This window comes from Phytohabitans rumicis (assembly GCF_011764445.1).
Lineage (GTDB): Bacteria > Actinomycetota > Actinomycetes > Mycobacteriales > Micromonosporaceae > Phytohabitans > Phytohabitans rumicis.
Genome location: NZ_BLPG01000001.1, coordinates 9,202,410 through 9,229,301, shown reverse-complemented (window position 1 = coordinate 9,229,301; position 26,892 = coordinate 9,202,410). Strand labels below are relative to the sequence as shown.

24 protein-coding genes are annotated in these 26,892 nt (G+C 71.4%); 4 read left to right on the top strand and 20 right to left on the bottom strand.

Features of this window, described 5'->3' with window-relative positions; translation table 11 throughout:
* Positions 1-28 precede the first annotated feature (28 nt).
* Both Prum_RS41880 and Prum_RS41875 read right to left on the bottom strand, forming a co-directional pair.
* Positions 29-523: a hypothetical protein gene (locus Prum_RS41880; protein ID WP_218577617.1), complete on the bottom strand. Its 495-nt coding sequence runs from the start codon at positions 521-523 to the stop codon at positions 29-31.
* Positions 524-617: 94 nt separating this feature from the next.
* Entirely contained in the window at positions 618-983 is a 366-nt protein-coding gene (locus Prum_RS41875; protein WP_173082737.1) for an SH3 domain-containing protein, read from the bottom strand.
* A 209-nt stretch (positions 984-1,192) separates the two neighbouring features.
* Between Prum_RS41875 and Prum_RS41870 the strand changes: the two genes are divergently transcribed.
* Positions 1,193-1,390, top strand: a complete 198-nt coding sequence (locus Prum_RS41870) for a hypothetical protein (protein ID WP_173082735.1) — start codon at positions 1,193-1,195, stop codon at positions 1,388-1,390.
* A 132-nt stretch (positions 1,391-1,522) separates the two neighbouring features.
* On the opposite strand, the gene Prum_RS41865 is transcribed toward Prum_RS41870, so the two are convergent.
* Entirely contained in the window at positions 1,523-1,732 is a 210-nt protein-coding gene (locus Prum_RS41865) for a hypothetical protein (RefSeq protein WP_173082733.1), read from the bottom strand.
* On the opposite strand from Prum_RS41865, the gene Prum_RS41860 reads away from it, so the two are divergent.
* A complete protein-coding gene (locus Prum_RS41860; RefSeq protein ID WP_173082731.1) occupies positions 1,731-2,117 on the top strand; it encodes a hypothetical protein in 387 nt (128 codons plus the stop codon). The genes Prum_RS41865 and Prum_RS41860 overlap by 2 nt on opposite strands.
* Positions 2,118-2,361: 244 nt before the next feature.
* Here the strand turns inward: Prum_RS41860 and Prum_RS41855 are convergent, their stop codons facing one another.
* The 3 genes from Prum_RS41855 to Prum_RS41845 all read right to left on the bottom strand — a co-directional run bounded on the left by Prum_RS41855 (position 2,362) and on the right by Prum_RS41845 (position 5,418).
* Positions 2,362-2,988, bottom strand: coding sequence for a hypothetical protein (locus Prum_RS41855; protein ID WP_173082729.1), 627 nt, complete (start codon positions 2,986-2,988; stop codon positions 2,362-2,364).
* Between the two features lie 1,343 nt (positions 2,989-4,331).
* On the bottom strand, positions 4,332-4,490 hold the full coding sequence (locus Prum_RS41850) for a hypothetical protein (RefSeq protein WP_173082727.1): 159 nt from the start codon (positions 4,488-4,490) through the stop codon (positions 4,332-4,334).
* A 277-nt stretch (positions 4,491-4,767) separates the two neighbouring features.
* Positions 4,768-5,418, bottom strand: coding sequence for an adenylate kinase (locus Prum_RS41845; RefSeq protein WP_173082725.1), 651 nt, complete (start codon positions 5,416-5,418; stop codon positions 4,768-4,770).
* A 105-nt stretch (positions 5,419-5,523) separates the two neighbouring features.
* Between Prum_RS41845 and Prum_RS41840 the strand changes: the two genes are divergently transcribed.
* Positions 5,524-6,303 (top strand): SDR family NAD(P)-dependent oxidoreductase, encoded by a 780-nt coding sequence (locus Prum_RS41840; protein WP_173082723.1) that lies wholly within the window; start codon positions 5,524-5,526, stop codon positions 6,301-6,303.
* 3 nt (positions 6,304-6,306) lie between these two features.
* On the opposite strand, the gene Prum_RS41835 is transcribed toward Prum_RS41840, so the two are convergent.
* Positions 6,307-9,696 (bottom strand): GMC family oxidoreductase N-terminal domain-containing protein, encoded by a 3,390-nt coding sequence (locus tag Prum_RS41835; protein WP_173082721.1) that lies wholly within the window; start codon positions 9,694-9,696, stop codon positions 6,307-6,309.
* A 143-nt stretch (positions 9,697-9,839) separates the two neighbouring features.
* Between Prum_RS41835 and Prum_RS41830 the strand changes: the two genes are divergently transcribed.
* Entirely contained in the window at positions 9,840-10,430 is a 591-nt protein-coding gene (locus Prum_RS41830) for an NADPH-dependent FMN reductase (RefSeq protein ID WP_173082719.1), read from the top strand.
* Positions 10,431-10,472: 42 nt separating this feature from the next.
* Here the strand turns inward: Prum_RS41830 and Prum_RS41825 are convergent, their stop codons facing one another.
* Genes Prum_RS41825 through Prum_RS41765 form a run of 13 tightly spaced genes read right to left on the bottom strand, consistent with a single transcriptional unit; the run spans position 10,473 to position 26,891 of the window.
* A complete protein-coding gene (locus Prum_RS41825) occupies positions 10,473-13,061 on the bottom strand; it encodes a vWA domain-containing protein (protein WP_173082718.1) in 2,589 nt (862 codons plus the stop codon).
* 22 nt (positions 13,062-13,083) lie between these two features.
* The gene (locus Prum_RS41820; RefSeq protein WP_173082717.1) at positions 13,084-14,694 is read right to left on the bottom strand and encodes a sialidase family protein; all 1,611 of its coding nucleotides are present in this window, start codon (positions 14,692-14,694) and stop codon (positions 13,084-13,086) included.
* On the bottom strand, positions 14,676-14,987 hold the full coding sequence (locus tag Prum_RS41815; protein ID WP_173082716.1) for a DUF6519 domain-containing protein: 312 nt from the start codon (positions 14,985-14,987) through the stop codon (positions 14,676-14,678). The genes Prum_RS41820 and Prum_RS41815 overlap by 19 nt, the downstream gene beginning before the upstream one ends.
* A gap of 11 nt (positions 14,988-14,998) precedes the next feature.
* Positions 14,999-15,538, bottom strand: coding sequence for a hypothetical protein (locus tag Prum_RS41810; RefSeq protein ID WP_173082715.1), 540 nt, complete (start codon positions 15,536-15,538; stop codon positions 14,999-15,001).
* 12 nt (positions 15,539-15,550) lie between these two features.
* Positions 15,551-19,588, bottom strand: coding sequence for a phage tail protein (locus tag Prum_RS41805; RefSeq protein WP_173082714.1), 4,038 nt, complete (start codon positions 19,586-19,588; stop codon positions 15,551-15,553).
* Positions 19,585-21,180 (bottom strand): baseplate J/gp47 family protein, encoded by a 1,596-nt coding sequence (locus Prum_RS41800; RefSeq protein WP_173082713.1) that lies wholly within the window; start codon positions 21,178-21,180, stop codon positions 19,585-19,587. The genes Prum_RS41805 and Prum_RS41800 overlap by 4 nt, the downstream gene beginning before the upstream one ends.
* A gap of 10 nt (positions 21,181-21,190) precedes the next feature.
* A complete protein-coding gene (locus tag Prum_RS41795; protein ID WP_173082712.1) occupies positions 21,191-21,556 on the bottom strand; it encodes a GPW/gp25 family protein in 366 nt (121 codons plus the stop codon).
* Between the two features lie 30 nt (positions 21,557-21,586).
* Positions 21,587-21,946 (bottom strand): hypothetical protein, encoded by a 360-nt coding sequence (locus tag Prum_RS41790; RefSeq protein ID WP_173082710.1) that lies wholly within the window; start codon positions 21,944-21,946, stop codon positions 21,587-21,589.
* Positions 21,943-22,743, bottom strand: a complete 801-nt coding sequence (locus Prum_RS41785; protein WP_173082708.1) for a phage baseplate assembly protein V — start codon at positions 22,741-22,743, stop codon at positions 21,943-21,945. Before Prum_RS41785 ends, Prum_RS41790 begins: the two co-directional genes overlap by 4 nt.
* 7 nt (positions 22,744-22,750) lie before the next feature.
* Positions 22,751-23,911, bottom strand: a complete 1,161-nt coding sequence (locus Prum_RS41780) for a hypothetical protein (RefSeq protein ID WP_173082706.1) — start codon at positions 23,909-23,911, stop codon at positions 22,751-22,753.
* Positions 23,911-24,228 carry a hypothetical protein gene (locus tag Prum_RS41775; protein WP_173082704.1) on the bottom strand — a complete coding sequence of 106 codons (318 nt, stop codon included), beginning with the start codon at positions 24,226-24,228 and terminating at the stop codon, positions 23,911-23,913. The genes Prum_RS41780 and Prum_RS41775 overlap by 1 nt, the downstream gene beginning before the upstream one ends.
* Positions 24,229-24,240: 12 nt before the next feature.
* Positions 24,241-25,011: a CIS tube protein gene (locus tag Prum_RS41770; protein ID WP_173082703.1), complete on the bottom strand. Its 771-nt coding sequence runs from the start codon at positions 25,009-25,011 to the stop codon at positions 24,241-24,243.
* A gap of 8 nt (positions 25,012-25,019) precedes the next feature.
* Positions 25,020-26,891 carry a phage tail family protein gene (locus Prum_RS41765; protein WP_173082701.1) on the bottom strand — a complete coding sequence of 624 codons (1,872 nt, stop codon included), beginning with the start codon at positions 26,889-26,891 and terminating at the stop codon, positions 25,020-25,022.
* Between the last annotated feature and the right edge of the window lies 1 nt (position 26,892).

Below are 26,892 nucleotides of genomic sequence, written 5' to 3'. Positions count from 1 at the left end.
CTGCTCTGAAGCACAGCACCTGCGCCGGTCAGATGGCTAAGTAGTGCAAGCAGGTCGTGCGGGTCTCACCACCCACCTGTCGCTGCCCCAGCCACTTGATGGCAAAGACCATGGCGATCTGGGTGTAGACGCCGACGCCCTCAGGCGGATCCGGCAGACCGACGGAACGGTATATCCACGTGACGGCATTCCTGGTGAGCGGACCGTACTTGCCGTCCTGGGTCAGCCCGGCCTGATGGCAGCTGTTCAAGCTTCCCTGGAGCACGAAGACCGCGGATTGCGCTCCGCCGCCGTTGTAGCCGTCATACAACTCGAGCTGGCAAAGGTAGTTGCCCGAGTTACGCCCGAGGGACGGAATGTGAAAGACGTAGCCGCTACTCGGGCGCAACGTGGTCCATGAGTTACAGGTCGGATAGGCCGCCGATGCGCTCGACGCCGGCGCGATGAGCGCGGTGGTCGCAACGATCGCACCGACTGCGGCGGTTAGGAGACGTCTCAGCTGTTTTCGCATCATCAACTCCACTCATGACTTCGACGAATGTTGATAAACCTGACAGCTCCACCGCCCCGGGCGCGCGCCGCAACCGGCGGAGAGCACCCTGCCGCCGCTGCGCCGGTCAGAGCCGCTGCAGGTAAATACGCGCCATCCAACCGATGCCGCCGGTGCCGAGCCGGACCGCTACCCATTCGTACCCATCCGCGTGCTGGATAGGAACGCACGGGACGACGACGATATCGCCCCGGTACTTCCTTCGCAGGATCGTGGCGGACAGGCCGGGGGCGGTCCGCACGGCGACGCCGTCGCCCGTTACCACATATCTGTGGTCGGTGCAGATCGCCGGCGCCTCAACTGCGGAGCCCGACGCACCTGGCGCTGCTTGTGCAGTGCCCGCTACCAGCACCGTCGACGCCAGCGTGACCCCCACGAGGAACACGCGGGTTGCGGTCAGCAGGTGGCGCTTCATGACATCGTCCCCCAACATTTGGTCGCCTTCGACGCCGAGCCGGTGCCATTGATGACGCAAGATCCATTGGGCTGCGGTGGATTGGTGCCACCATACGGGCGACCCTGGGGCCGTAGACAGAAATGAATGACGGCATGCGCCGTCAGCTGGAGAAGTGCCTGGTCAGGTCCACCCCAAGGTTTTCCGGTCCGGATCCGGCGGGTGACGGAAGCGGTAGGGTGTCCGAGGTGAGTGCTGGCCCGTACTCCCCCGTTGCCGTTCTGGCGGAGATCGCGTTCTGTTTCCGTTGCCGCAACGCCAAGGTCCTTTGGCCGGACGGGTCGAGGCGGCCGACGTGGTTCACCGTCGACCCGGACAGCAAACCTGCCCAAGACCTGCTACAACGCCTCGATGCGGCGGCCGGCGAGGACCGCGACGCGAGCTGACGCCTGTCGGCGGCATGACAGGGCGATCGAATCAGATGATCGGCCGGTACCCCACCCCGTTCGGGTGCCGTAGCTTGCGGCAGTATCCGTCGCCACAGAGTCTGTGGTTTGCATTTGGGAGAGTCGGTGGGATCACAGACCGGTAATGGTCGGCTCGACACGGCAAAGACACTTACCGAAATTGTCGGTGTCATTGCTGGCGTCGTTGCGCTCGTCTTCCTGGCTTGGCAAACCAGCGAGCTTCGCAGACAGAACGACGCCATCGCCGAGACGCTCAATCAAGCGTACCGGCAAGATACCTTCGACAAGACCCTCGGATTTGACGAATTTGTCGTGGAGCATGCAGACCGAAAACTGTCAGATAGGCACCTCCGCCCACCAGCGCCTGGCCGACGCTCAGTTCAGGCTCGGCGACGAACACAACAACGGCTGGCGGACCGAGCAGACAGGCCGCTGCCAGCAAGGCACCCACAGCCACCAACGCAGCGCTCGCCGGCACGCGGGCGGCCATGCGGACATCTGTCCTGCGAAGCGCGACCAGCAGCACCGCCCGCTCCCGCTCTTCGAGACCGGCGACACCGGCCAGTTCCCGCGCGTTGATCCGATGCACCCGCCGGGCGAGGGCGAGCACCCGTCGCCCACGAGGCCCGTACGTACCTGTCCACACCGGGGCCAGTACACCGTCCTGCCCACCGAGTCGCAACGGCTCATCGGACCCACCGCCTGACCTTTCCACCGAGGACGAGCCGACCAGTAGCGCATTCAGCGCCCAGGTCTCCTTCCGGCGGGCGCGCGCCGCACGACCTGCCCCCGCAAGTGCCGGCAACACAGCGCCCGCAGGCCGCCAGAACCCGGCAACAGACGTTTCCGTATCCCCTGACCTCGACGAGAACCACGGCTAGAGCCAAGTCGATCTCAACGCGGCAGCGCACGCTATTTGCGGCAGATGAGTGCAACTCGTATCTCGTTTCTTATGTTGGCGGCTGGCTGCCTGTCGTTCCGTTGGCCGGAATATTCATCCGGGACGCTCGCTTGGAAATTCTCGGATCTCGGGGAGACGTGGGTGGACAGCGGCGCAAGGAGCGATTGATCCGCTTTTGTTCTTTCAGCGAAGGCCAACCATATTGCTCTCGCGCCCAATCGATTGCACGAGTGTTCGGCAGGAGGCCACCAAAACGCGGCTTGTCCGGTAATTGACTGAAAGGAATGTAAACAGCCAACGCAGCAAGAGCCATGGTAGCCAGAAAGGCGATCGGCCCAGCGATCATGGTGATCCAATTTTCGACACCCAACAGCAGGACAACGAGAGCCGCAGCTTCGCCTGCTAAGAATAGCGCGACTCCGCACTGGATCGCTCGATATAGTTTCTGCTGTCGATAATACTCAACGAACGACTGGACAGTCATAACGTCAAGAGGTTCAAAAGGCGATTCTGGCTCATTATCGACATGTCTTGCCAGTGCTTCATAACGTTTTCTTAGTGCTTCACGCTGCCGCTCATTCTGCCGTCGCCAAACACCGGACAGCATAACTATCAGTGCGATGGCGAAGGCAGCGAGGAGTTGCGCTGCTGTCGTGTAGAAGTCCTCGTTGTCCACTTAAGTAGCGTGACATGTCTGCGCAACAGGCGCGATGCCGAAGTGGCGACGCACTGGTCCTGGCATGTCCGGGAGCATGCCGGCGCGTTAGCTGACCACCAGCGGAACGGCGCACCTCCAGCCAGCGCGCCTAATCGCGGCAGATGAGGACGTCCGGCCTGTAGGTCCACGGGTGCGGCGGCGGGGCTGGCGTGAGGTCAATACACTGCTCGATGTGGCCGACCAAAGGAAAAAGGGCGGAGACGCTACCGGGCTACTTCTATCACGCATTCCTACTAAGAAATGGCGCACTCGCCCAGCGTCTATACCCCTTGGCCATTCGCAACTCAAGAGCGCTCGCCGCCGTGCTCATTGGCCTGTTTACCGCAGCTCGGTCGACTGTGCCAGGGTCAATTCGGACCAGCGGAAATCCAGCAGTTCGCCGAGGCGGTTCCACTACTCCTGCGGGATGAACTAACCGCCGGTACAGACGAGGTTACTCGTGTAATTCTGCACGAGCTAGGCGATCCCAGCGCCCGCATCGACGATATCAATCCAGCTGCTCGCACCGCTATACAGCAAGCAGTCGTCGTTACGGCAACGCGTGATCTTGGCCTTCTGCCAAATGATATCGAGGAAATGGTCGCCAGGGCGGAGGCACTTGCCCGACAGTGGGGAATCAGCCCTCCAACATACAGACCTGGTCTTTTCATGAGATGGCGTTTCGAAACAGCAGAGCTTCGTTGGTACGGCTGGCCCAGGCGACGGCGGTGGTCAGAGGAACGAGCCGGAGCGTTTCTTCTCCGGCGTAGCCGCGACCTTCAGTGAGATGTGTCAAACCGACGCCAGATCGGATAGGCGGTGGACGCACTGTCATCGGCAGATGAGCGAGCCGATCAAGGACTCTCGTAGGCGGAGCTGTAACGCACTGTTGTCGGCTCATCTCGGCTTCTTATTGACGTGGAGGACGACGTGGCCGTGTTTGCGGTGGACGACCACGCCGCCTGGGCGACCATCGTACGCAGGCCACCGGCAGACGCACCCCGTCCGCCGCCTCGCAGAGCACGCGGACGACTTCCGCCACGTCGTCGATCGACCAAGGTCAGGGGCTCCGCACCGGAGTTACACACGCGCAACTTAAGACCGACCTTGAGGACCAGGGTTACCGCCTATCCGATCCGTGTCCACGATGGCCGGTCGCCCCGCTCTAACTCGCGGCAGAGACAGTCGTGGATCATTAGACTCCGAGAGCGCGTTGGGGGTCGAGTCGCCTCGGAGATCAACACCTCGAAACGTGGCCTAACCTGGCGTGTTGGGTTTGGGTGTGTCGGGAGCAACTCGCCGAGATCTATGCGGCCGATCCCCTAAACGATCGCGATTCCCGCGGCGATGAGGCCGTACTCGATGGCGGTGGCGGCGGTGGCGAGCGTGTACGCGGCGCCAGACGCGACGGCGACCAGGGCCGCTCCAGCAAGTGCGGTGGACACGACGGCGAGCCGGCGGAGCCGGAGGCGTACGGACATGGGTGACTCCTCCTCTTGAATGCCTGCCATCAGGTTAGGCAGCGCACCGGCCGCTGTCCTGAGCAGTCCGGCTCCCCAGTTGGGCTCGTGCGCGACGCCGCCCAACCCCCTCAAGCCGCGCGACGTCGATCAAGGAGAATGCCGTCGATCAAGGGCGAATGGTCGCGGTTTAGAGATCAAAGCACGACCATTCGCCCTTGATCGACGGGAAAACGGGAAGCGGGCCCGGCGCGCGGCGGGCGAGCGGGGGGGGGGAGGGAGGGAGGGAGGCGGGCGGTTAGGGCTCGCCGAAGGCGGCGCCTAGGCCGGTCAGGTCGACCGGGGTGCGTACCTGCTCGGGCACGTGATCGACGAAGGCTCTCATCACCTCGAGGGCGGCCAGGATCTCCCGCCCGACCTGCTCGGCCGGCCGCATCGCATCGACCGTGACGAGAATGCCGCGGGCGCCGTACCAGGCGACGATGGGATGGGTGACCTCGTGGTAGATGGCCAGCCGGCGCCGGATCACCTCCTCGGTGTCGTCGGAGCGGCCTTCCAGGGCGGCCCGGGCGAGCAGGCGCCGGATGAGTTCGTCGTCGGCGGCCTTGAGGTGCAGAGCGACGTTCGCGGTCATGCTCAGTTCGAGCCCGACCTGGTACAGGGCTCGGGCCTGCGCCATGTTTCGGGGCACCCCGTCGAGCACGTATCCGCCGGACGTCGCCGCAGCCGCCTCGATGGCCCGCCTGACCATATCCAGCACCAACTGGTCCGGCACGAGTGTTCCGCTGTCGAGGTGCCGTTGCACGGCCAGTCCCAGCTTGGTACGGCGTGCCACATGATCACGTAGCAGGTCGCCGGTCGCGATGTGCGGTATCCCGAAGTGTGTGGCGATAAGGGCGCCCTGGGTCCCCTTGCCGGCACCGGGCGGCGCCACCATCAACACGCGCATCCCGGCCTCCGTGTCCGTCGTTTCGATCCGTCGCCACCGACGATCACTACATCTCACAGTAGGCGCTGGCTCGGCCGGGAGCCGGCGTGTACCTATGATCTCCGCATGCACTCCGGCGGTGGCTTCACCGATCGATACGGGCCGTGGGCACTGGTGGCCGGCGCGTCAGAAGGTATCGGGGCGGCGTGGGCCCGCGCCCTGGCGGCGCGGGGACTCAACCTGTTCCTCGTCGCCCGGCGCGCCGAGCCGCTCGCGGCCCTCGCCGGCGAACTGCCCACCCGTACGGTCACCGTCGCCGCCGATTTGTCCACACTCGACGGGCTGGAGGCGGTGTACGCGGCGACCGCTGGGCACGACATCGGCCTGCTGGTGGCGAACGCGGCGCTCTCCCCCGCCGGCTCCTTTGTCGACGCCGAGCCGGCGGCCCTGCAACGGATGCTCGACCTCAACTGCCGGGCGCCGCTGCTCCTGGCCCGCCACTACCTGCCGGCGATGGTCGGCCGGGGCCGCGGCGGGCTGATCATCATGGCGTCGCTGGCCGGGCAGCAGGGCTCGCCGGGCCTGGCGACGTACGCCGCCACCAAGGCGTTCGACACGGTGCTGGCCGAGGGACTGTGGGGTGAGTTGCGCCGCGGCGGCGTCGACGTGCTGACCTGCACACCGGGTGCCGTGCAGACCCCCGGGCTGGCCAGGGCGTCGAGCACGCGGCCGCCGGGAACGGTGGACCCCGACACCGTGGTGGCGGCCGCTCTCCGCGCGCTGGGCCGCCGTCCACGCACCGTGCCCGGCCGGCTGATGCAGGTCTCCTCGGTCGTAATGTCCCGCCTGCTCCCCCGCCGCACCGCGATCAATGCCATGGGCCGGGCGTCGCGCAACCTCAGTTGATGATCACGCGACGTGGTGACGGTCCAGGTGGGCGCTGATGATCGGGTAGACGTCGTGGCGGGCGTTCCGGCCGATCAGCGCGTCGAGGTGGGCGTACCCGGGTAGCAGGATTCGCTCGTAGTGGTCGGCGCCGTTGGCGGCGACCAGCCAGCGCAGCGTCCGCAGGCTGCCCGCCGGGCGGAAGATGGCGTTGTGCTCGCCCTGCAGCAGCAGGATCGGCAGCCGCAGCCGTTCCGGGTGGGCGAGGTACAAGTCGGTGCCGTCGGCGTCGACCGCGACGCCGCGCCGGACCATCCGGGCGATGTGGGCGAGCGCGGCCAGGTCGCCGACGCCGAAGAGGTCGTCGATCCGGTCGTGGGTGGCCTCGTCGAGTTGGGCGTGCCGGTGCGTGCACCCGTAGATCGCGTTGATCCAGCGGCAGATCGCCCTGCCGCAGCGCTCGCCGGCCGGCATGGGCACGGCCCGCAGCAGCAGGTCGGCCACGGTGTTGGGCAGCGTCGGCCCGCGCAGCGGCTCGACGTTACGCAGTCCAGCCGCGGCGAGCAGCCGGTCCACCCGCAGCGCGAGCTTGGTGTGGTTGAGCGCCGAGCTCGCGATGTGCAATGTGGACTGCATGCAGACCGCCGACCGTACGCCATCGAGGCCGGCGGCGAGCGCCATCATCAACGTGGCCGAGCCCATGCAGTGCCCGACCGCCTGCACGTCGCCGGCGCCGGCGACGCGCCGCACCTCGGCCACGGCCGTCGGCCAGTCCCGCAGCGCGATGTCGTCGATGGTGAACGACGACCGCGCGGACGGCAGGTCGATGCCGGCCCGGTAGTCGAACAGCCAGACGTCGTACCCGCCGGCGACCAGGTGCTCGACCAGGTTGGTCTCGATCGTCTCCAGCAGGAACGAAGTCGCCGCCATGCCGAACCCCGCCGCCAGCAGGACCGGGCCGCGCTCCCCACCCCGGTACCGGATCAGCCGCAGCCACGCGTCGCGCCCGAGCTCGTCGCCCTCCCGCCACCGCCCGCTGCCGTCGCACCAGCGGGCCTGCGGCGCCGGCAGGCGCAGCGGGCGGGCGGCCGGCCCGGTGAGCGGGACGGACCGGCGGGTGGCGGGCAGGCCGCCCACCTCGCCCAGCGGCGCGGTGTAGATGGTCAGCAGCGACCGCAGGAACCGGGCGTGGAAGCGGGCCAGCCAGGCCGCCTGGTCGCGGCGGCCCGGCACGCCGGTGACCCGCATGCTGGCGACCAGGCGGGCGAGGTCGGCCGGGGTCAGGGTCATCAGCCCGGCGGCGACAAGTTCGCCGGTGCCGGCGTCGGTGATCGCCACCCGCAGCGTCGTGGTCTGGCTCCACAGGGCCAGCCCGAACGCGTCGGCGCCGTGCAGAATCTTGGTGCCCTCGAACCGGAACCGGCGCCCGTCGTCGGCCTCCAGGCCCATCGAGTACCGCATCTGCCAGGTGCCGACCCGCGTGGCGTCGCGTTGCACGAGGCGGAAAACGCCGTCCACCACGCGCAGCCGGCGCGGCGACAGCACGGGGGCGGTGACGGTGCCGGCCAGTGTCCCGGGCCGTGCGGGGTCCTCCAGCAGGCCCGGCAGGTCGTCGAGGCGTACCGTCACAGTGAACTCGATGCGGGTGCCGTCGGCCCGCCCTTGCGCCGCGCCCTCCTCGGCCGCGCCGGCGTGCGCCGCCGGCCCGGCGTACCCGGACATCCGGTCGGTGAAGGTGAGGCCGGGCCGCTCGGCGCGGTCCGGCGCCGCCGGCCGCGGCCTCGCGCGCGCGTCGCCGACGAGCGCGTCGGCGGCGCGTTCGGCCAGGGCGGTGATGGTCAGCAGCGGGTTCGTCGCCAGGGGTCGCGGCACGATCGCACCATCCAATACGAACAGTCCATCGTGGACAGCCTCGGCACCGCCGCGGAACACCCGGCCGCGGTCGTCGACCACGCCGGTGGCGCCGTCGTCGCCCATCGGGCAGCCACCGAGCGGGTGGACGGTCAGCGGCGCGTCGAGAGAGGTGGGCCGGGACAGCCGGGCGGTGACGAGCTCGGCGCCGAGCGCCGCCGAGGCCGCCCGCAGCACCGGCGCGCCGGCGCCGGACAGGACCTCGTCACAGGCCCAGGAGCTGGACATGCGCAGCCCCTCCGGCCCGTACGTGAGGCGGCCGTCGCCGGGATCGTCGCCGACCAGCAGGTACATGAGCGTGTGCTGGGCCGGCCGGCCCGCACCGGCGAACACACCGGCCAGCCCGGCCGGCAGCCGCCGGACGACGCGGCGCACGGCGGCCGGGATCCCGCCGGCCACACCGGCCGCGGCCAGCACGGCCGGGATCAGCGGACGCAGGACAGCGGGCACCGCGCCATCCTCGACGAGTACGGCCGGCGCGTCCCCGCCACCGACATGCAGCATCCCGGCGATGGTCGGCCCCACCGGTGCCCGCGGGTCGGGATCGCGCCGGCCGAGGCCGAATCCCCGCACCGGGTTGTCGCCGTCGTAGGCGTAGGCCAGCGCGTTTCCGTTGCCCGAGAAGGCGTGACCGAGCCGCGGCGACAGCGCCAGGCCGGCCGCGCGGGACCGGAACAGGAGCTCCGTGGAGCCCAGCGCGCCCGCGGCGAGGACGACCGTGGTGGCCCGGACGAACATCGACGGCCCGGACCCGTCGCCGGGCGCGCGGAACGCCACGATCCACCCGCCCACCGGCGACGGCAGCACGGTGCGGGCCTCGGCCTCGCAGAACACGTGCGCGCCGTGCGCCACCGCGAGCGGCAGGTAGTTCGTCGCCACCGTGTTCTTCGCGCCGTGGTTGCAGCCGGTCACGCAGTCGCCGCACAACCGGCAGGCGGACTGGTCGACACCCACGTGGTTGGGGCCGTCGCGAAAGCTCACCGCCACCGGGGCCCTGGTCATCTCGCCACCGGCCGCCGCGGCCGCCTTCGCCAGCGCGTCCAGCTTCGCCAGCCCCGGCCACCCGTCCGGGTACGCGGTGACGCCGAGCATCCGTTCGGCCCTGGCGAAGTACGGCGCCAACACGTCGCCGCCCCGTCCACGCAGCGCGCTCGGCCACCGGTCGTCGTCGAACACGTCCGGCGCCGGGCGGGCCGCCACGCCCGCGTTGATCAGCGACGTGCCGCCCAGCCCGCAACCGACCAGCACGTCGATGCCGTCCCCGGTACGCAGCTCGAACAGGCCCGTCCGCGATCCCCACCGGCGGGCGCCCGCGCGTACCTGGAACTCCCGCGCGCCCGCCCACAGCGTGGCCGGAAACTGACCGGGGTGGAATTCGCGCCCGCGTTCCAGGACGCACACCCGCCGGCCGGCCATCGCCAGCCGGGCCGCGGCGACGGCCCCGCCGTACCCCGAGCCGACCACGACGGCGTCGTAATGGTCCCGCAAATGATCGACAGTCACCGATAGTCGGCGCACTCTCACAGGCTGCCGGCCACGCCAACCCGGGTCAACCCCGCAGGCGTTGAAGCGTGAGCCGCCCGTTGGCGGGTACTCAAGACAAGATCCCGATCAGGCAATCACGCAGTCAGGAAAAGGGGAGCACCATGGCATACAAGGTCGGATACTTCATCGGCAGCCTGTCCTCGACGTCCGTCAACCGCGAACTGTCGAAGGCGCTCATCCGGCTCGCGCCCGACGACCTCGAATTCACCGAGATCCCGATCCGCGACCTGCCGCTGTACAGCCCGGATTTCGACGCGAACTACCCACCCGAGGCGCTCGCGCTCAAGGAGGCGATTCACCGGTCCCAGGCGGTCCTTTTCGTCACACCCGAATACAACCGCTCCATCCCGGGGGCGCTGAAGAACGCCATCGACTGGGCCTCGCGGCCGTGGGGTCAGAACTCCTTCGACCACATCCCGGCGGCGGTGATCGGGGCGTCGATCGGGCAGATCGGCACCGCGCTGGCGCAGCAGAGCCTGCGCGCGGTGCTCACCTTCTGCAATGCCCGGCAGATGACCGCGCCCGAGGCGTACATCGAGTACACCCGGCAGCTCTTCCCGGGCGATGGTGAGGTCACCGACGAGCCTATGAAGACGTTCCTCGCCACCTTCATGGCGGAGTTCCGCGACCACATCGTCCGGGTCCTGACCGTCCTGCCCCGCCAGTCCCACCTCGTCCAGACCTCCCGGTAGATGGGTTGGCGACCAAGCCAACCCATCTACCGGAGACCTCTGTCAGTCCTGCACGCGGATCTTGGGCAGCAGGGTGCCGTTGGCGAGCACGCGCAGGGTCGGCCGGTCGTGGTGGCGGAACAGGATCACGCGCCGGTACGTGCCGTCGGTGAACACCGGCGCCGGTACCTGGTTGTGCACGTGCTCGAAGGTGCCGTCTTCGAGCGCCCAGTACACCAGGTGGTCCTTGTTCGGCCCGAATAGCTTGCCGCGGCCATCCTTCGGCGTGATGGTCACCCGCACGGCGCGCAGCTTGCTGGGGTGATTGTGGATCCGTTCCTGCCGGATCCGCGTGGCCCGGGCGTCGACCTTGATGCCGGCGACGGTGGTGATGGCGAGCTGGCGGTCGAACGGGTGCCCCTGGGTGTCCTGGCCGTCGGCGAAGAGCGTCCAGCGGTACACGCCCTCGTCGAAGACCTGGGCGAAGGTGTTGGAGTAGTTGCCGTCACCGTCCGGGTCGTGCAGGAGGTTGGTGCCGTCGACGAACACACCGGTCGGGCGCGTGCGGGGCCAGGTCTTCCAGCCGCGCCGCCGCATCACGTCCTCGATCATCGCGGCCTGCAGCGGCGGCACGTCGCGGCGCTTGGGATCCACCAGGTCCTTGATGCTGACGTTCGGGCCCAGGCCGGCGAGCGCCTCGCCCAGGCTCTCCCCGGGTGCGTCCAGCTCCGCGCGGACGGTCGCACCGAGGATCGGGGAGCCGTCGTGGCGCAGCCGTACGGTCACCGTCATGTCGTCGCCGGTCAGGAACGCCGGCTGGTTCAGCGCGACCGTGCCCTTGACCCGCAGGTCCTCGTAGGCGAGCACGTTCGCGGCGGGCAGCGGGCCGAGCGGCGTGCCGTTGATGTCCACACTGGTCAGACGCCAGATGGCCGGGGCGCCGCCGGTGGAGCCGATGACGTCGACGACCGAGCCCGCGTGGTGCGTGGACGAGGAGATGGGATCCATCGGCTCAGCGTCGAACGCACTGGTGGCCGGGTTCCATCGTTCCAGGATCAGACCCACCTCGCCGGCCGGCAGGCCGCCGCGCAGCACCGCGAAAACAAGCCGCTCCGCCCCGGTGGCGGTGGAGAAGTACGCCCGGTTGGCGTCGACCGGCAACCCGGGCGGCGCCGTGTTGCTGGCCTGCTGGTGGGTGATCTCCTGGGAGAAGGCCAGCATGTTGCCGAATTCCCCGGCCAGTTGGCTGGGCTGGGCGGCCGAGCCGAACTGGCCGCCGGTGTCGGTCGCCAGCTCGTTGAGCAAGTCAGACTCCACAGTGACACCGAGGCCGATGATGAAGAGCCGGCCGGCGGCGTGGATGTCGGCCCGCAGGGGGTGCGCCGAGTCGGTCAGTGCCTGCGTGACCGACTGGATGGTGCCCGGCGGCAGGCCGGCACCCGCGCTCGGGTCGACCGATCCGATGAAGACGCCGCCGGCGTTCTGGAACCCGTCGGTGATTTCTATGATGGTGTACTGCTTGTCCCCCACCGGTCCACCGGTGGCGAGCAGGTCGTACCCGGCCATCAGGCCGTCGCCGATCGGCGTGCACGTGCCGGGCACCCCGAGGTCCAGCGTGAGGATGTCGTTCCTCGCCTTGGGCAGCTCGGTCATCGGCATCCGGGTCTGGATGGCGGACGACGGCGGCAGCGCGTGCCACGCGCAGGTGTTGTCCTCGAAGACCACGATGCCGATCCGGTCGTTCGGGTTGACCCCTTCCCGGACGTTCGCGAAGAGATGGACCAACGCGCGGGTGGCGGTCACCGCGCTGTCCCACCGCCCCTCCAGGCCCATGCTGCCGGAGCGGTCGAGCACGAGCACGATGTGCTGCGGCCGGGCGCGGATCTCCAGGTCGACCGGGTCGCTTTCGGTCTCCAGGAAGCCGGTCGTGTCGTTGGCGTCGGTGCCGCCGAACGCCGTCTTGACCCGCAATTCGATCGGCACCGGCCGGTACACCTTCGGCATGGCCAGGTCCTCGAACGTATCGTCATCCGTGTCCACCGGCAGTGGATCGATCACGATCGGTCCGGTGTGGCTCCACCGGAAACCGGGGTTGAGCGCCGCGGGCAGGCCGCCGAGGACGGTGCCCGCCTGCGGGTTGGCGGCCGTGAGCGTGATGTTCTCGCTCTCCAGCACCGCCCCGGCCACCGGGGCGGCCACCACGGCCCGCGGGTCGCACGCCACGAAGTTGCGGGTGACGGCGCCGGGCCCGCCCGTGGACAGCGTCCAGTCGGCCGGACCGTCCACCTTGGCGCGCAGCTCCCAGTCCTGCAGGAGGGCGCCGCCACCAGTGTCCTCGGCGATGTGGACGGTAAAGGTGATCCGGCCGCCCGACGGCGGCGTCTCGTCCACAGTGATCCTGAAGCCATCCACGACCACCCCCTCCGGCAGCCCCACGAGGCTCGGCAGGTTGATGACGACCGACGACGGGACGGGACCCGTCCGCTGCAGCGTGAGCGTGTCGACGGTCGCCGTGGCCGGGTAGGTGATGATGAAGTCCTGAATGTCGAAGTCGTTGAGCGTCAGGCTGTGATTCGCGATGAACGCCTTCGACTCGGTGATCGTGTAGCTGTTGGTGTTTGGTGCGGTCTCGGTGAGAGTGGGCGTGGGCACGTTCATTTCCCCCTTGTGCGGTTCAGATAGACGTGAGGATCTGGGTGGCGTACAGGTCGAAGTTGCCGGTCCGGTTGCTCATGAAGACCAGCCAGATGCCCTGCCCCGGGACGAGCACGGGATGGGGCCGCTGGTCGTTGGCGGCGTGCCGGGTGACCAGCTGCGGCGGGCTCCAGTCGCTGCCGATCGGCGGGCGGCGGCGCAGGACGATCTCGTTGTCGGATCCGGACAGCAACCGCTGGTAGAAGAGGTAGATGGTGCCGTCGGCGTCCCGGACCGCCGCCGGCTGGGTGTCATTGGTGTCGGTCCCGGGGATCACCGTCGCGCTGCCCCACGCGCCGCCGGTCGCGCTGATCACGCGCAGGTTGTCCCCGGCGTCGAGGAAGACCATCGCGTCGTTGGCGCTCAGCGCCAGCACGAACGGGTCGGCGGGTGCGCCGAGCGCCAGCGGTCCGGTGGTGGCGCCGACCGTACCGTCGGCCGCGTTCAGGCGCAGGCCGTGCAGGTTGGTGCCCTCGACGAAGGCGGCCCAGACGGAGCTGCCGGACGCGGCGGCGTGCAGGTCCCGCACGGTGGTGGTCACCGTGCTCAGCACCACCGGCGCGGTGTCGACGAACGTGGTGGCGACGTGGTCGTAGCGGCGGTAGGTCCACTGGTTGGTGGACCCCTGGTGGCTGAGGAAGACGACCCGGTCGCCGGCCAGCACCGCGTGCGGAGACTGGTCGCTGGTGCCGGACACGGCGGCGACGTTCTGCGTGCCGACGCCGGGCAGTCCACCCAGCGCCGCCCGCTTCATCACCACGTCGGTGGTGCCGGCCACGACCGTTGGGTACGCCACGATCAGGTCTCCGGTGGGCAGCGCGACCGCGGTCGGTTCGACGTTGGCGGTGGTTCCGCTGGTCACCGCGACAGCCGCGGAGAAGCCGCTGTCCGGGCGGGCCAGGTCCAACCGGGCCGCGAACACCTGGTTGATGTTGCTGACCCGCGACGAGTGCCAGACCACCACCAGGCCGCCGGTCGAGTCGAGCAGCGCGGCGCGGCGCAGCACGTCGTTGCCGGTGCCCGGGGAGACCGGCAGGTCCGATGTGGACGGCAGCCGGCCGGCGATCAACGCGTTGATCGCGTCGCGGAGGCTGACCACCGGCCGGTTCTCACCCCGCCGGTACGCGAGCGGGTCGCCACCCACCGTGTCGGCGATGAGGTGCGCGGGCGGTAGCAGCAGGCCCCGGCCGCGCCGGTCGGCCACGTCCGTGACGGCGATCGTGGCGACACCGCCGCGCCGGTTGAGCGTGGCCAGCGGGTAGTAGATGTGGCCGGGGATGTGATCGGATTGGCCAGGTGCCGGTACGGCGGTGCCGGGCCGGACCCGCACCACCCACTCCCGGCGCATCCGGGCGCAGCTCTCCACCCCCAGCCCCGAATGCACGAGGTCCGGCTCCTCGTCCCCGGTGATCAGCCGCTCCCACACGTCGAGGTACGCGGTGAGCGTGGCGGCGCTCCCCGGCGTGGTCAACGCGGCGGCGACCGGCACGCCGAGCCGGGTGGCGAGCGCCGCGGCCCCCGGCTGGGAGACGTGCAGCGGCTGCGCCGCGTACCGCACGTCCGCCGCGACGATCACGTCGATGCCGTCCACGATGATCCGCCCGGTGTGCCGCAGCCCGGCCTCGGCCGGTGACGTGCCGCCCGGGGCGGGGGTACCCCGGCGGCGATGGTGAAGTCGTTGTCGAGCCCGCCGACGACGCGGAAACCGTCGTTGCCGGCCGGGATCCCGTCTCCCACGTACCACTTGAGGAAGGCACGCAGCTCGAACTTGCGGACGTCGTCGAGCTCGTTCCAGTCCGCGTCGACGATGGGTACGCCCTGCTGCAGGCGCACGTTGACGTACTGCAGCAGCGGGTCGAAGGTGCTCGGGGTCATGGTGGCCATCGGCTTCTCCTTCAGAACGTCAGCCAGATGGTCCGCTCCAGCGTGCTGGCGGGGTCCTTGGCGATCACGAGATGGGTGACGTAGTTGATCAGTACGGTTGCCCCGCCGATCTGCCCGACGAGGCCGAACTCGCGCAGGTTGCCGGTCAGGTGGTTGCCGCCGGGCCAGGGCGGCACGCCGGGGCCCAGGGTGGCCTGGATCTGCAGCCGGTTGGTGGGCGTACCGGAGACGGTGCCCGCGTCCAGGAAGTCGATCTGCAGGCCGGACGGGCCGAGCGTGAACGGGTTGGGGTCGACGAGGGCGGTCTGTCCGGACGTGGCCGGGGGCGGCCCGGTCTCGTCCCACTGGCTCAGCCCGGCGCCGACGGCCAGTCCCAGCACGCCGGCCGACGCCGGGGCGCCGCGCATGAACGTGGCCAACAGGCGCCGGCAGTCGGTGACGATCGAGTTGCGTCGCCAGCCGCGGTCCCAGACCACCCGGCCCGCCGGATCGCGCAGCACGTCGCGGTATTCACCGCGCAGCTCGCCGGCGGGGTACTCCACTCGGGTCACGGTCGTCTCTCCTTACTGGAACGGCGGCCACCAGGTGCGGCGCCGGAGCGTGCTGAGTTGGGTGGGGTCGGCGGTGACGCTCGTGCCGTCGGTGGCCAGGTAGACCAGCCAGTCCCGCAGCGTCACGGCGATCTGTTCGCTCGGCCCCTGGTAGATCTCCACGAACGGGTAGTCGTCGCGGAAGGCGTCGGTCAGCTCGTGGCCCGGCGGGAAGACCGCCTCTTCCAGGGCCGCCGAGCGCAGCACGATGACGGCCCGCACGTTGACCGGCAGGAACCGGTCGAGCAGTTGGCGCAGCCGGTCGGCGTCCCGGCGGACCAGCGGGCGCCCGGCCGGGCCGCGCTGCACGTACAGGCCGATCGTGGCCGGTGTGTACAGCTCGTCCGGCGCGAGCGGGCCGCCGTCCGGCCGCTGCGGCGTGTAGTCGAGCAGGTCGCCGAACTGGCGGTGGCCCCGGTTGCGGTCGAGGTCGGCCAGGACGGCGCTGATCGAGCCGGCGTGCCGGCGCACGGCCGCCTCCTCGGGCGCCCGCCGGCTGGTCGCGGCGTCGGCGGCGCCCGGCACGCCGCCGCCCAGCCGGCCCAGCGCCACGTTGCGGTCGCTGCGAAACAACAGCCACTGGGCGCCGCCGGGCATCCTGACCGGCGCCGGGTTGGTGTCCGCGGTGGGTCCGGTGTGGACGGTGACGGGCGCGCCGGGGGTACCGGACGCGTTCACGAGGACGGACCACAGCCGTGGGCCGCCGCCGCGGTTGCTGCGCAGGAACACCTGCACCGCGCCGCCGGTGAGCGGAGCGAGCGCCGGCTCCCGGTCGGTGTTCCGGCCGCCCGCCGCGGTCGTGGTGACGGCGACCGGCGCGGACCACGAGGCCGCGGGCCAGGTGAGCGAGCGCAGCCGGATCAGCCACGGATCGGCTTCGTCGGCCGTGGCCTGCCGCTCGGCCCAGGTGAGCCAGAGCCGGTTGCCGTCGCGTACGGCGTGCGGGTCCCGGGCGCCGCTGCCGGTCGCCGCGAACCGCAGTGGTGCGGACCACGGCCCGTGCAGGGCGCGGACCGCGTTGCCCACAAGTCCATCCACAGTGGACACGACGCGCCAGGTGGCGGCCGGGTCCGGACCGCGGACGGCGAGCCCGGCCGGAGTACCCACCCACACCGTGCCGTCCGGTTGCGCCAGCACCGCGCGGCAGTCGTCGCTGGGCAGCCCGTCGCCGGTGCCGTGCCGCCGTGCCGTCATGGCCGAGGAGAGCTCGACCAGCCCGGCGGCCGTGGCCACCCACACCGGGCCGGTACCGGCCAGCGCGGGCGCGACCGCCCGGGTGTCGTTGGTGCCCGGTCCGGCGCCGGCGGCGACGAGGTCGACCATGGCCGCGGTGCCGTCGGCTCCGACCCGCGCGAGGCCGCTGCCGGTGGCGACCCAGACCGTCCCGTCGGGGCCCTGCGCCACCTGCCGCGCGCCGGCCGTCTCGGCCACCGCCTGCCAGGTGCCGCCCGGCACCCGCCGGGTCAGCCCGGCGGCGGTGGCCACCCAGACCGTCCCGTCGAGCGTGGCGAGCACGTGCCGGGTGTCGTTGCTGGGCAACCCGTCGGGCCCGGCGGTGACGGTCTGCCAGGCGCCGGTGGCGTCCCGAGCGCTGACGCCCGCCGGGTGGGCGAACCACGCCGTCCCGTCCGGCGCCACGCCGACGGCCCGTACGTCGTTGCTGGCCAACCCGCCCCCGGTGGTGGCGGTGGTGAGCACCGCGACGGTGCCGTCCGGCCGGAACACCGCCCCGCCCGCCGCGGTCGCGAACCACGACGAGCCGTCCGCGTCGACCGCGACGCCCCGTACGTCGTTGCTGGGCAGGCCGTTGGCGGTGGTCAGCGCGGACCAAGGACCGTCGCCGGTGCGTACGCCCACGCCCGCCGAGGTGGCGACCAGCAGCCGGTCGTCCCAGCGCAGCCGGGCCAGCTGCCAGGCGCCGCCGACGTGGGTGGACCAGAACAGCCGGATGGCGCCCCCCGGGTCGAGCAGCGCCGTGCCGTCGGCGTGCCGGCCGGCCGGCAGCGGAGTCTCGGCCGCCGGGCCCCAGTCGACGGTTGGTTCCCATCCGCCCTGCCCGTTCAGGTGCCGGTCGCCGAAGCCGAGCGCCCAGGCCGCGGTCGAGGCGGCCAGGTCGACGCGGAGCGCCACGCCGGGGCCGGTGGCCGTCGTGCGCAGCGCCAGCGAACCGTCCGCGGCCACGCTCGCGGCCACGCCGGCCAGCCCGCCGTTCAGCGCGGCCGCCACCTGCTCGGCGGTGGCCGCCGGGTTGGTGGCCGGCACGGTGAACGTCTCGGTGGTGCCGTACCCGGTCAGCGCCAGCCGGGTCCCGGCGGTGAGCCGGAACGGCGCGGTCACGTCGCCGCGCAGCCGCGCCGGCGTGAGTGGTCCGGCCGCGCCGAGCCGCCACCGCAGCCGCGCCTGCGGGGTGCCCGGATGCTCCACCCAGGACAGCCACAGCCGGCCGTCGGCCAGTGCGACGAGTGCCGGGTCGGCCTGCGCGGCGACCGGGCGCGCCTCGACCGGCTGCGTGTCGTACCAGCGTCCGCGCAGGTGCGTCTTGACGTGCAGGCGCGGCTCGCCGCCGCCCGCGCCGACGGTGCTGCCGTGGGCGACCCAGAGCCGGCCGGCCGCGTCGACGGCGGTCGCCAGCCGGCCCTGGGCGGCGCCTTCCAGCGAGACGAGGCTGGCCGGCGAGGCCATCACCTCGATCCGCGAGGACGCGGCCGGCAGCAGGGACCGCAGCCGGAGCGCACCACCGGCGGCCTCGGCGCGCAGCTCGTCGAGGGCGGCGTCGACCACCTCGGCCACCTCGGCCGCCGTCGCCGCGGCGGGGTCGGCGAAGTCCGCGGCGCCGAAGGTGACCGTCACCGGCAGCCCGCCGTCGACCGCGACGGTCAGGCAGATCCCGTCGTGCAGCGCGAACGGCTCGGTCTGGGCGCCGGTGAGCTGCGCGGCCACGCCCACCGCGCCGGTCGCCAGGTTGTTGGGGGCTGCGAAGCCCAGCGCGGTCACCGCGTCGTCGACGCCCTGCCAGGAGTTGGTCGACAGAACGCTGGCGAAGATGTTGCGTTGCGGGGCCGCGTTGGCGCGGGCCACGTGCTGGGCGAACTCGGCGACCTGCGTGGACCAGCCGGTGTAGTGGTCGACGAGGCTGCGCAGGCCGGGCAGGGTGCCGACCGCGCCGTAGAGTCGCGGCGCCGTCCGCAGTTCCAGCCGCTGCCGGGCGATCTCCTCGTCCGCGGTGAGGTCCCAGCCGATCCACTGGGCCAGCAGCGGCAGGAAGCGGGCGTCCACCTCGGCCGTGTCGCGCAGCCGCCGCAGGCCCTCGGCGGAGCTGCGCAGGCTGTCCAGGGCGGCGCCGAACGGGTCGACGAACCGGCGCAGCTGCCCGCCGGTCGCGCTGGCCTCCGGCAGCAGCCCGGTGGCCGCGTCCGGGGTACGCCCGATCGTGTCGTGGCGCCGGTACACCTCGGGGATCTGCTCGTAGAGCATGCGGTTGTGCCCGTACACCTCGCCCGCGGTGGCGGTGGCCCGCAGCCGCTCCCGTTCCGGGCCGGCCGGCAGGGTCGGGCTGTCGAGCTGGTAGTAGTACGGCACGCCGGCGTCGAGCTGGCCGCCGATCCCGCCGACGTCGAGCAGCTCGACCTCCTGGCGCAGCACCGTCCGGTCGGCGCCGAGAACGGTGCGCACGGTGCGCCGCAGCACCTCCCGCGGCTGCCCGCCGGCCAGCTCCGCGACGGTCACGGTCCGCTCGCGGATGCGCAGCGGGCCGTCGACCAAGTCGCGGTCGGGCAGGTCGACGACGGCCAGCACGCCCGGCTCGGGCGGCGGCGGGAACAGGGTGCTGTCGTAGAGCACGCCGGTGGCGCCGGGCGCAAGCGGCGCGAAGGCGAAGTCGCGCCGCTTGCGGCGTACGGTCACCTCGGGCGGGTCGGCGACGGTCTGTCCCGCCTCGGGGAGGAAGGTCCAGCGCAGCCGGATGCGCCGGCCGACCAGGTCGGCCGTCGCCCCGAACTCGGCGATTTTCACCGCGCCTCCCGGAGGCGGACGTCCAGCGCGCCGAGCGCCGGGATCTCGAACTCGCCCAGCTCGATCCGCCCTTCGGCGGGTACGTCGAGGGAGACCGCGTCGCGCAGGAACGCCGGCAGGGCGGCCAGCGGGGGCAGGTGGTGCTGGGCCAGCTGCGCGTCGGGGTCGAGCGCCGGCTGGTCCTGCCGCCGGAACCGGGTGATGGTCACCGCCACCACGCCCTCGGTCGCCTCGACCGCGGCGTAGAAGTCGCTGAGGTACACCGTCTGTCCAAAGTCGACGCCATCGAAGGCGAGCACCCGGGCGATCGCCGCCTCGACGCCGCTGATCACCGTGTCCGCCGCGAACCGCTCGTCGGTGACCACCTCCGCCACGATGTCGACCGCGACGTACCGGGCGTCCAGCACCCGGACCAGCGTGCCGGCCATCCGCTTGTCCTCCAGGTAGCCGACCAGCCGGCGGCGCAGCGTCTCGGGCACCGGCCGGCCCGCCGAGCCAGCCGGGGCCACGTACACGTCGACCTGGTTCCATGCCTGGCTGCGCGCGCGGACCTTGGCGACCGCGCCGGTGCGCTGGATCAGCGCGACGTAGTCGCTGGCGGTGACCGCGCGGTTGATCGCGCGGAACGCGAACGGGGCGAACCGGATCGCGTGGTCGGCCCGCTCGGCGTCGCTGCCGCCGGCGGCGCCCCGCGGGTTGGTGACCGCCTGCAGGGTCGGGATCGTGGTCAGCGCGGCGGTGATGGCGCCGGCCGCGACGTTGCCCGCCCCGCCCAGGCACACCCGGTACGTGGCCCGCACGTTGCCGGCGCCGACGGGCGGGGTGCGCCCGGCGCCGAAGACCACGTGGGCGGTCCCGGTGCCGTCCACGAGCACCTGGTAGTGCCGGGCCTCCGGGTGGGACAGCACCGCCCGGCCGTCGGAGGCGATGTCGAACAGCAGGCTGTCCCGGCGGTCCCAGACGACCCAGCCGGCGCCCTCTTCCACCTCGACCACCACGGACTCGACGAACACCGCCTGGTCGGGCAGGCGGAAGGTCTGGTTCGGCTCGCCGGTCGAGGAGCCGAGCACGGCCGGCCCGATGACGCGGCTCTGCTCGACGGGCAGGTTGTCGTAGCGGCGTACCGGCCGGCCCTCGCTGTCGACGCCGGCCCGGAGCTGGTCGGACCTCAGCGCCAGCGCCAGGTCCGGCCCGAGGTACGTGAACTCGACCGGCGCGCCCGAGGGTGGCCGGGAGGCGAACCGGGCGCCGTGCGGTACGACCACGGTCTGCGGACCGGAAGGGTCGGCAAAGGTCAGGGTCAGGTCGGCCGCCGCCGGGGTCGCCGGGCTCAGCTCGTACCCGACGAGCCGCAGCAGGTCCACGACGCTGTCCCGCTCGGTGGCGGTGGACGGGAACATCTCGCTGGCGATGCGGTCCTGGTAGTACAGGATCACGTCGCCCACGTACGCGAACATGTCGACCAGGAGCATGCCGAGGTCGGCCGGGGACTGGTCGGTCCACTCGGGCAGCCGCTGCTGGGCCAGGCGCAGCAGCGCCGCGCGCAGCGAGCGGAAGTCCTTGTCGGTGTAGTCGATCGCGGGGACAGTCATCGCGGATACCTCACACCAGCGGGACGATCATCTCGCCGGCCGCCGGCCGGTCGCTGTGGACGTACTCCAGGACCAGGCGCAGCTCGCCTTCGCGCCGGTCCAGGCGGGCCCGGGTCACCACGATCCGGCGCTCCCACCGCACGACCGCCTCGTGCGCCTGCTTGCGCAGCAGGTCGGCGGTCACGTCGTCGTCCGGCTCGTGCACCAGCGAGTGCACCCGGGTGCCGAACTCGCGCAGCATCGGTCGCTCGCCGAGCCGGGTACCGAGCAGCACGTGCAGGTCCTGGCGTACCTTCTCGGGGCCGGCCGACCAGGCCACACCGCCGGTCTGCGGGTCGACCCGGAACGGGAAGGCGGGCCCTTGGGGTTCTGGCATTGCGGCCTCCGGTATATGCACAGTGGACGGTCAGTCGAGCGGGCAGTCGGGTAGCGCCGGCGGTGCGGGCAGCGCGGGTACGGCCGGGACGGCGGGCAGGCCGGGGATGGCCGGTACGGGTACCGGGATGGCCGGCACCGGCGGCGCCGGCAGTCCGGGCATCGCCGGCACGCTGAGCGCGGGCAGCGCCGGCGGCGCCGGGATCGCGGGCAGGGCGGGGACCGCCGGTACGGGTACCGGGATGGCCGGCACCGGCGGCGCCGGCAGTCCCGGCATCGCCGGCACGCTGAGCACGGGCAGCGCCGGCGGCGCCGGGATCGCGGGCAGGCCGGGGATCGCCGGTACGGGTACCGCGATGGCCGGGAAGGCCGGGAAGTCGCAGGCGCTCACTTGACCACCACCGAGCTGGTCAGGTGCACGCCGGGCAGCAGTTGCAGCGGGGCGAGCTGGAGGCTCGTCAGAGTGGGACCCATCGCGTGCGGGTGGACGTGGGTCAGCAGGGTGTTCCACAGCGTCTGGAAGGCCGAGCCCATCAGCGTGGGCTCGCCGGCGCCGCTGCCGGCGGCGACCGTGGTCGCGTCCAGGATCACCTTGGCTGCGCTGATGTGGACGGTGTCGCCGGCGATGTTGACCGTGGTGCCGTCCGGGTTGACCAGCGCGGTGCCGTCCTCCCCCATCGCCAGGTGGTTGCCGTGCTGCTCGACCAGCGTCGCGGTCCCGTTCTCGGCGTCCAGGTGCAGGTGCGAGCCGGCCGCGTTGGCCAGCAGGATGTTGCCCTTGGCGTCGATCGAGACGAACGCGTTACTGGCGTGCCGGACCAGGACGCGCTCCTCGCCGGCGGTGTCGTCGATCTCGACGACGTGCCCGGCCGGGGTGTGGATCACCCGCTGGTCCGCGGTCTTCGCGGGCGCGCCGGCCTCGGTGTACCAGGCGCCGACCCACAGCGGGCGGCGGGTGTCGCCGGCCTCGAACTCCACCCACACGTCGGCACCCTTGGGTGGCACGAAGTAGTGCCCGTACGGCAGGCACGCCTGGGCCACCACCTCGACGCCCCTGCCGAACACGTCCGGGCAGGTGACCACCAGCGTGCCCCGGTGGGTCTCGTCGGTGTTGTCGACGACACTGCCCCGGTACTTGCCGTAGAAACGCCCCACGTGGCGGCTCAACTCGTTGGTGTACACGTTCACCTCCGGCTCACCTCGTCGCCGTGAACTTGGTGAAGTAGCTGGGCCGGAACCGGTTGTTGACGCGTTCCCGGGTGTAGACGTGGTTGACCTTGGCCAGGTACCACTCGCCCTCGGCCCACGGCGCGACGCCGGTGATGAGCACCCGGGACTTGGCCCGCAGCTGGACGTTGCCGACCGCCACGCCGCGCCCCCGCTGCCCCAGCCGCCGCAACGGATCCGGCCGCACCCGCACCGCCACCCCCGCGGCGTCGGCCGCCTCGCCGGTCACCTTGCCCTCCGGTGGCTTCAGCCGGGCGGTCGCCGCCGCGGACAGCTCGGTCAGGGCCTCGATCGCGGACCGCTGGCGGGGGGTCACGTTCCGGTCGGTGTCCGGCGGCGGCAGCGGGGGCGGCGGTGCCGGCGGCGTCGCGGGCAGCTCCACGGACGCGCCGGTGGCCGGGTCGGTGGTGCTGGTGGCGAGCGTCGGCGTCGCGCCCGAGCTGATCCGCTCGTAGTCGAACTCGATCAGCTCACCGATCCCGCGGCAGTAGCGCAGGTTTCCTTCCGGCTCCGCGGTGGCGAGGCGGTCGACGGGTACGAAGTAGAAGGCCGACACCTTGCCGTCGTACTCGACGAAGGTGCGGCACCCCTGCCGGTCCGCCTCGCGCAGGATGAACTGCCACTCGTTGAGGCCGTCGGCGGGGCGTCGCGCGTTCTGCGCGGTCAGCGGGGCGTCGTCGGTCGGCTGGATGTCCTCCGGGCGTTTCACCGCGATGTGGTAGTCCGCGCGCGTCGCGATCCGTTTCAGCACCTCGCTGAGCCGCTCGCCGACCGCCCACTCCGTCGGCACGTACGGCTGGCGGCTCATCCGGTATGTGAAGTCGAGCGCGGTGAGCTCGATCTTCTGCCCCTCGGGCTGGGCGAGCACCCGGGCACTGGTGATCTCGCCCTCGAAGATGGCCGCGGGCTGCGCCTGCCAGCCCAGCGTGAGCCGGACGAACAGCCCTTCGAACCCGGCGCCGGCGAGCGCGCCGGTGTGGTCGTCCAGGACGATCGTGGCCTTGTCGGTCAGCTGGTCGTGGTCCTCGATCTCGATGGACTGCACCGGCGGGGAGACGTCCCGCCAGTCGGTGCGGTCGAGGCTGACCTCCACCTCGCCCACCGGGCTCTTGTCGCTTGCCTCGGCCATCAGAACACCCGCTCCCGGCTGATCCGGCCCGGCTGACCGGTGGCGGGCACCGACACGACCTGGCCGGGGCGCAGGTCCAGCGGGAACGCCAGCGGGTTGGTGTCGGCGATCCGCCACCACGCCTCGCTGTCCTGGAAGAACCGCCACGCCACGTCCTCGATCCCGTCGAGGCCGGTCACGAGGTGCTGGTACGTCACCAGGGCGGCGGGGGGCGGCGCGTATCGGCGGATCGCCACCGTCGGATGCACGGTGCCGGTCGCGTCGGCGGCGGCGTACACGTCGAGGCCGCGGTAGCGGGAGGTGATCGGGACGGTCATGCTCGCCCTCCGTCAGGAGAAAATGGTCTGGGCCACGCCGGCGCCGGGCAGCACGTGCTTGAGGTCCGACAGGTTCAGCTGCCCGTACGACTTGGCGACCTCGACGTGCCGGCCGATCCAGTCGAGGCTCGTCGCGATCGAGTGGGTCTGCTCGCTGAGCGTCAGGCTGATCTCGGCGCGCAGCGGGGTGAGATCCTCTTTGAACTTCGTGATCTTGATGTTGAGGTCGGTCATCACGCAGACGAGGTCGATGTCGCCGAGCTTGAGGTTGCAGGTCGGCGGCCGGGTCGGCGGGCAGAACTTCTTCGGCCCGATAAAGGCCAGCACGTCGCTGAGCGCGTCCCAGGCCGGGTTCATGAAGGAGCGGAGCACGGCCAGGCTGGGCTCGATCCGGCCCGCGAAGCGCGGGTCGTCGTCGATCGGGATGACGTCGTCCGGCGCGGTCGCCGGCGGGACGATCGGCGGTGGCGGTATCTCGCTCGCGGCCCGCGCGTCGAGGGCGAAGTCGAGCGCGAACGTGCGCGGCTTGCCGGCGTCCGCCTCCAGCGGCTTGGTGCCCACCAGCAGGCTGCCCATCTCCTTGAAGTCGTCGAACACCCCCAGGCCGAAGCCGATCGCGCCGACGCCGGCCTCGCTCTGGTCGAAATCCCACGAGCCGAAGTTGTTGGCCTCCCGGTACCCGAAGCTCTTCTTCTCCGACAGCAGCTCCGGGTTGAACTGGAACCGGAAGATCAGCGGTGGGACGTTGGTGATGTTGGCCAGATAGCCGGTCTTGCGAGGCATGGCAGCTCCTAGGTCGGCACGGGCAGCCGGCTGTCGCCGCCGCGCAGGTTGTAGTCGAACCACATCCGGGCGTGCCGCTCGATGTCGTCCCGGTCGGGCGGCAGCGGGAAGTCGCCGGGGCCGAGCGGGTTCGGCGGCCCGGGTGGTGGCAGCGGGGTGAGTCCCGGCTCGCCGGCGCCCTCCACCTCGATGACCACCTCGTCGATCTGGACGGTGGCGCGCGGCCGGTCCATGGCGCCCTCGACGATCCGCTGCGGCACTCCCGCGCGGCCCTCCGTACCGGAGAAGTGGCGGGTGATGGTGCCCAGCAACGTGTCCAGGCCACCCCCGGTCAGCCACCGCTCGTACGCCTGGGCGACCGTCTCCAGGCCGGTTTTCGGCGTGGACTGCTCGCCGACCACCAGGCTCTCGGCGAGCGTGATGGACTGCGCACGGACCGCCGCCAACTGTCCGGCGAGCGTGCTGTCGGAGAGCCGGGCCTCGGCGACCGCCGCGGTGTCCAGCCGGGTGCCGAGGGTGCGCAGCCCCCGCTCCCCGGTGTCCGCCACGCTCCGCAGCCCGTCGGAGGTCACCTGCCGCAGCTTGTCGAACGCCCCGGTGGCCAGTTTGGCCAGGTCCGGGTGGGCGAGGTCGGCACTGAGGTCGGGGACCCGCGGCAGCGAGGTGACCGGTGGCCTGGCGCCGGGCGGGCCGGGCGTGACCGGGCTGGGGAAGACCATCTTGGCCGCGTCGGTGAGCGCCTTCTGCTGGTCCTGGGTGAGCGTCAGGGGCTTGTCGTTCTTCAGCTCGAAGATCGGCGGCAGGATGGCCGGAAGCACCCGGACGATGTGCATCAGCACGCGGAACACGCGCAGATCCCCGAAGTGGCGCAGGATCGCGTCGAGGGTCGGCACCAGCCAGTTGAGCAGTCCGTCCACTGTGAACTTGACCGCGACGCCCACGACCGCCACGAGTTGGAGCACGGCCAGCAGCGCGTCCTTCAGTGTGTCGAAGGCCGCCGAGAGGATCCCGTCGAGCGTGGTGGCCAGGACGCGGACCACGCCGGCCGCGAGCCGGGCCACCATCGCGACGGTGTCGAAGGCGACCACGGCGACCGCGCCGCGCAGCATCAGCGCGTTGCGCAGGGCGAACTGGAGGGTCTCGGCGATGGCCAGCCGCACGTCGCCGAGCCGCGTGATCAGTACGGCCATCGTGCCGAGCGCGATCGGTATCGCGATGATCAGGCCGTCCACCACCCGGCCGATCCCGGCCAACACGACGGTGGCGCTGTCGGCGAGGCGCTGCCAGCGCTCGCCCTCCGGGGTACCGGGCAATGTGGACACCTGGGCCGCGCCTTGGGTCTGGCCACCGGCGGCCAGGAACAGCCCGGTGAGGCTGTCGATCGCGACCCGGATGCTCTGCAGTTGGGCGGTGAGCGTGGAGCCGCCGATCGGCTCGCCGCGTCCGGTGACCGGGGTGGGCGGCTGCACGCCGGTGGTCTGCGGCTGCGCGCCCAGGCCGAGCAGCCCGATGATCCGCTCGACCCGCTCCGCGATGGCCAGGATCTCGGCGATCTGCGCGGCCAGCAGGACCGAGCTGATCGGGGCGGCCGCCAGGCCGCCGACCAGGTTGCCGACGAACCGGCCCACGCCGCCGAGCAGACCCTCCAGGAACGCGCCGAACCCGCCGCCAGGCGCCAGGTCGTTGATGTTGATGATGTAGACCTTGAGGGCGCCGTCGATCATCGGCGGTTCGCCGAACTTGGGGCCGGCGGCGATCACCGAGGTGAAGGCGAATGTCGCGTACGTCGAGGTGGCCCGCTCGATGTCCTCCAGCGCCCGCCGCGCGAACCGGGTCTGCGTCAGCAGCAGGCCGAGCTGGGTGATGATGGCGTCGTCCACG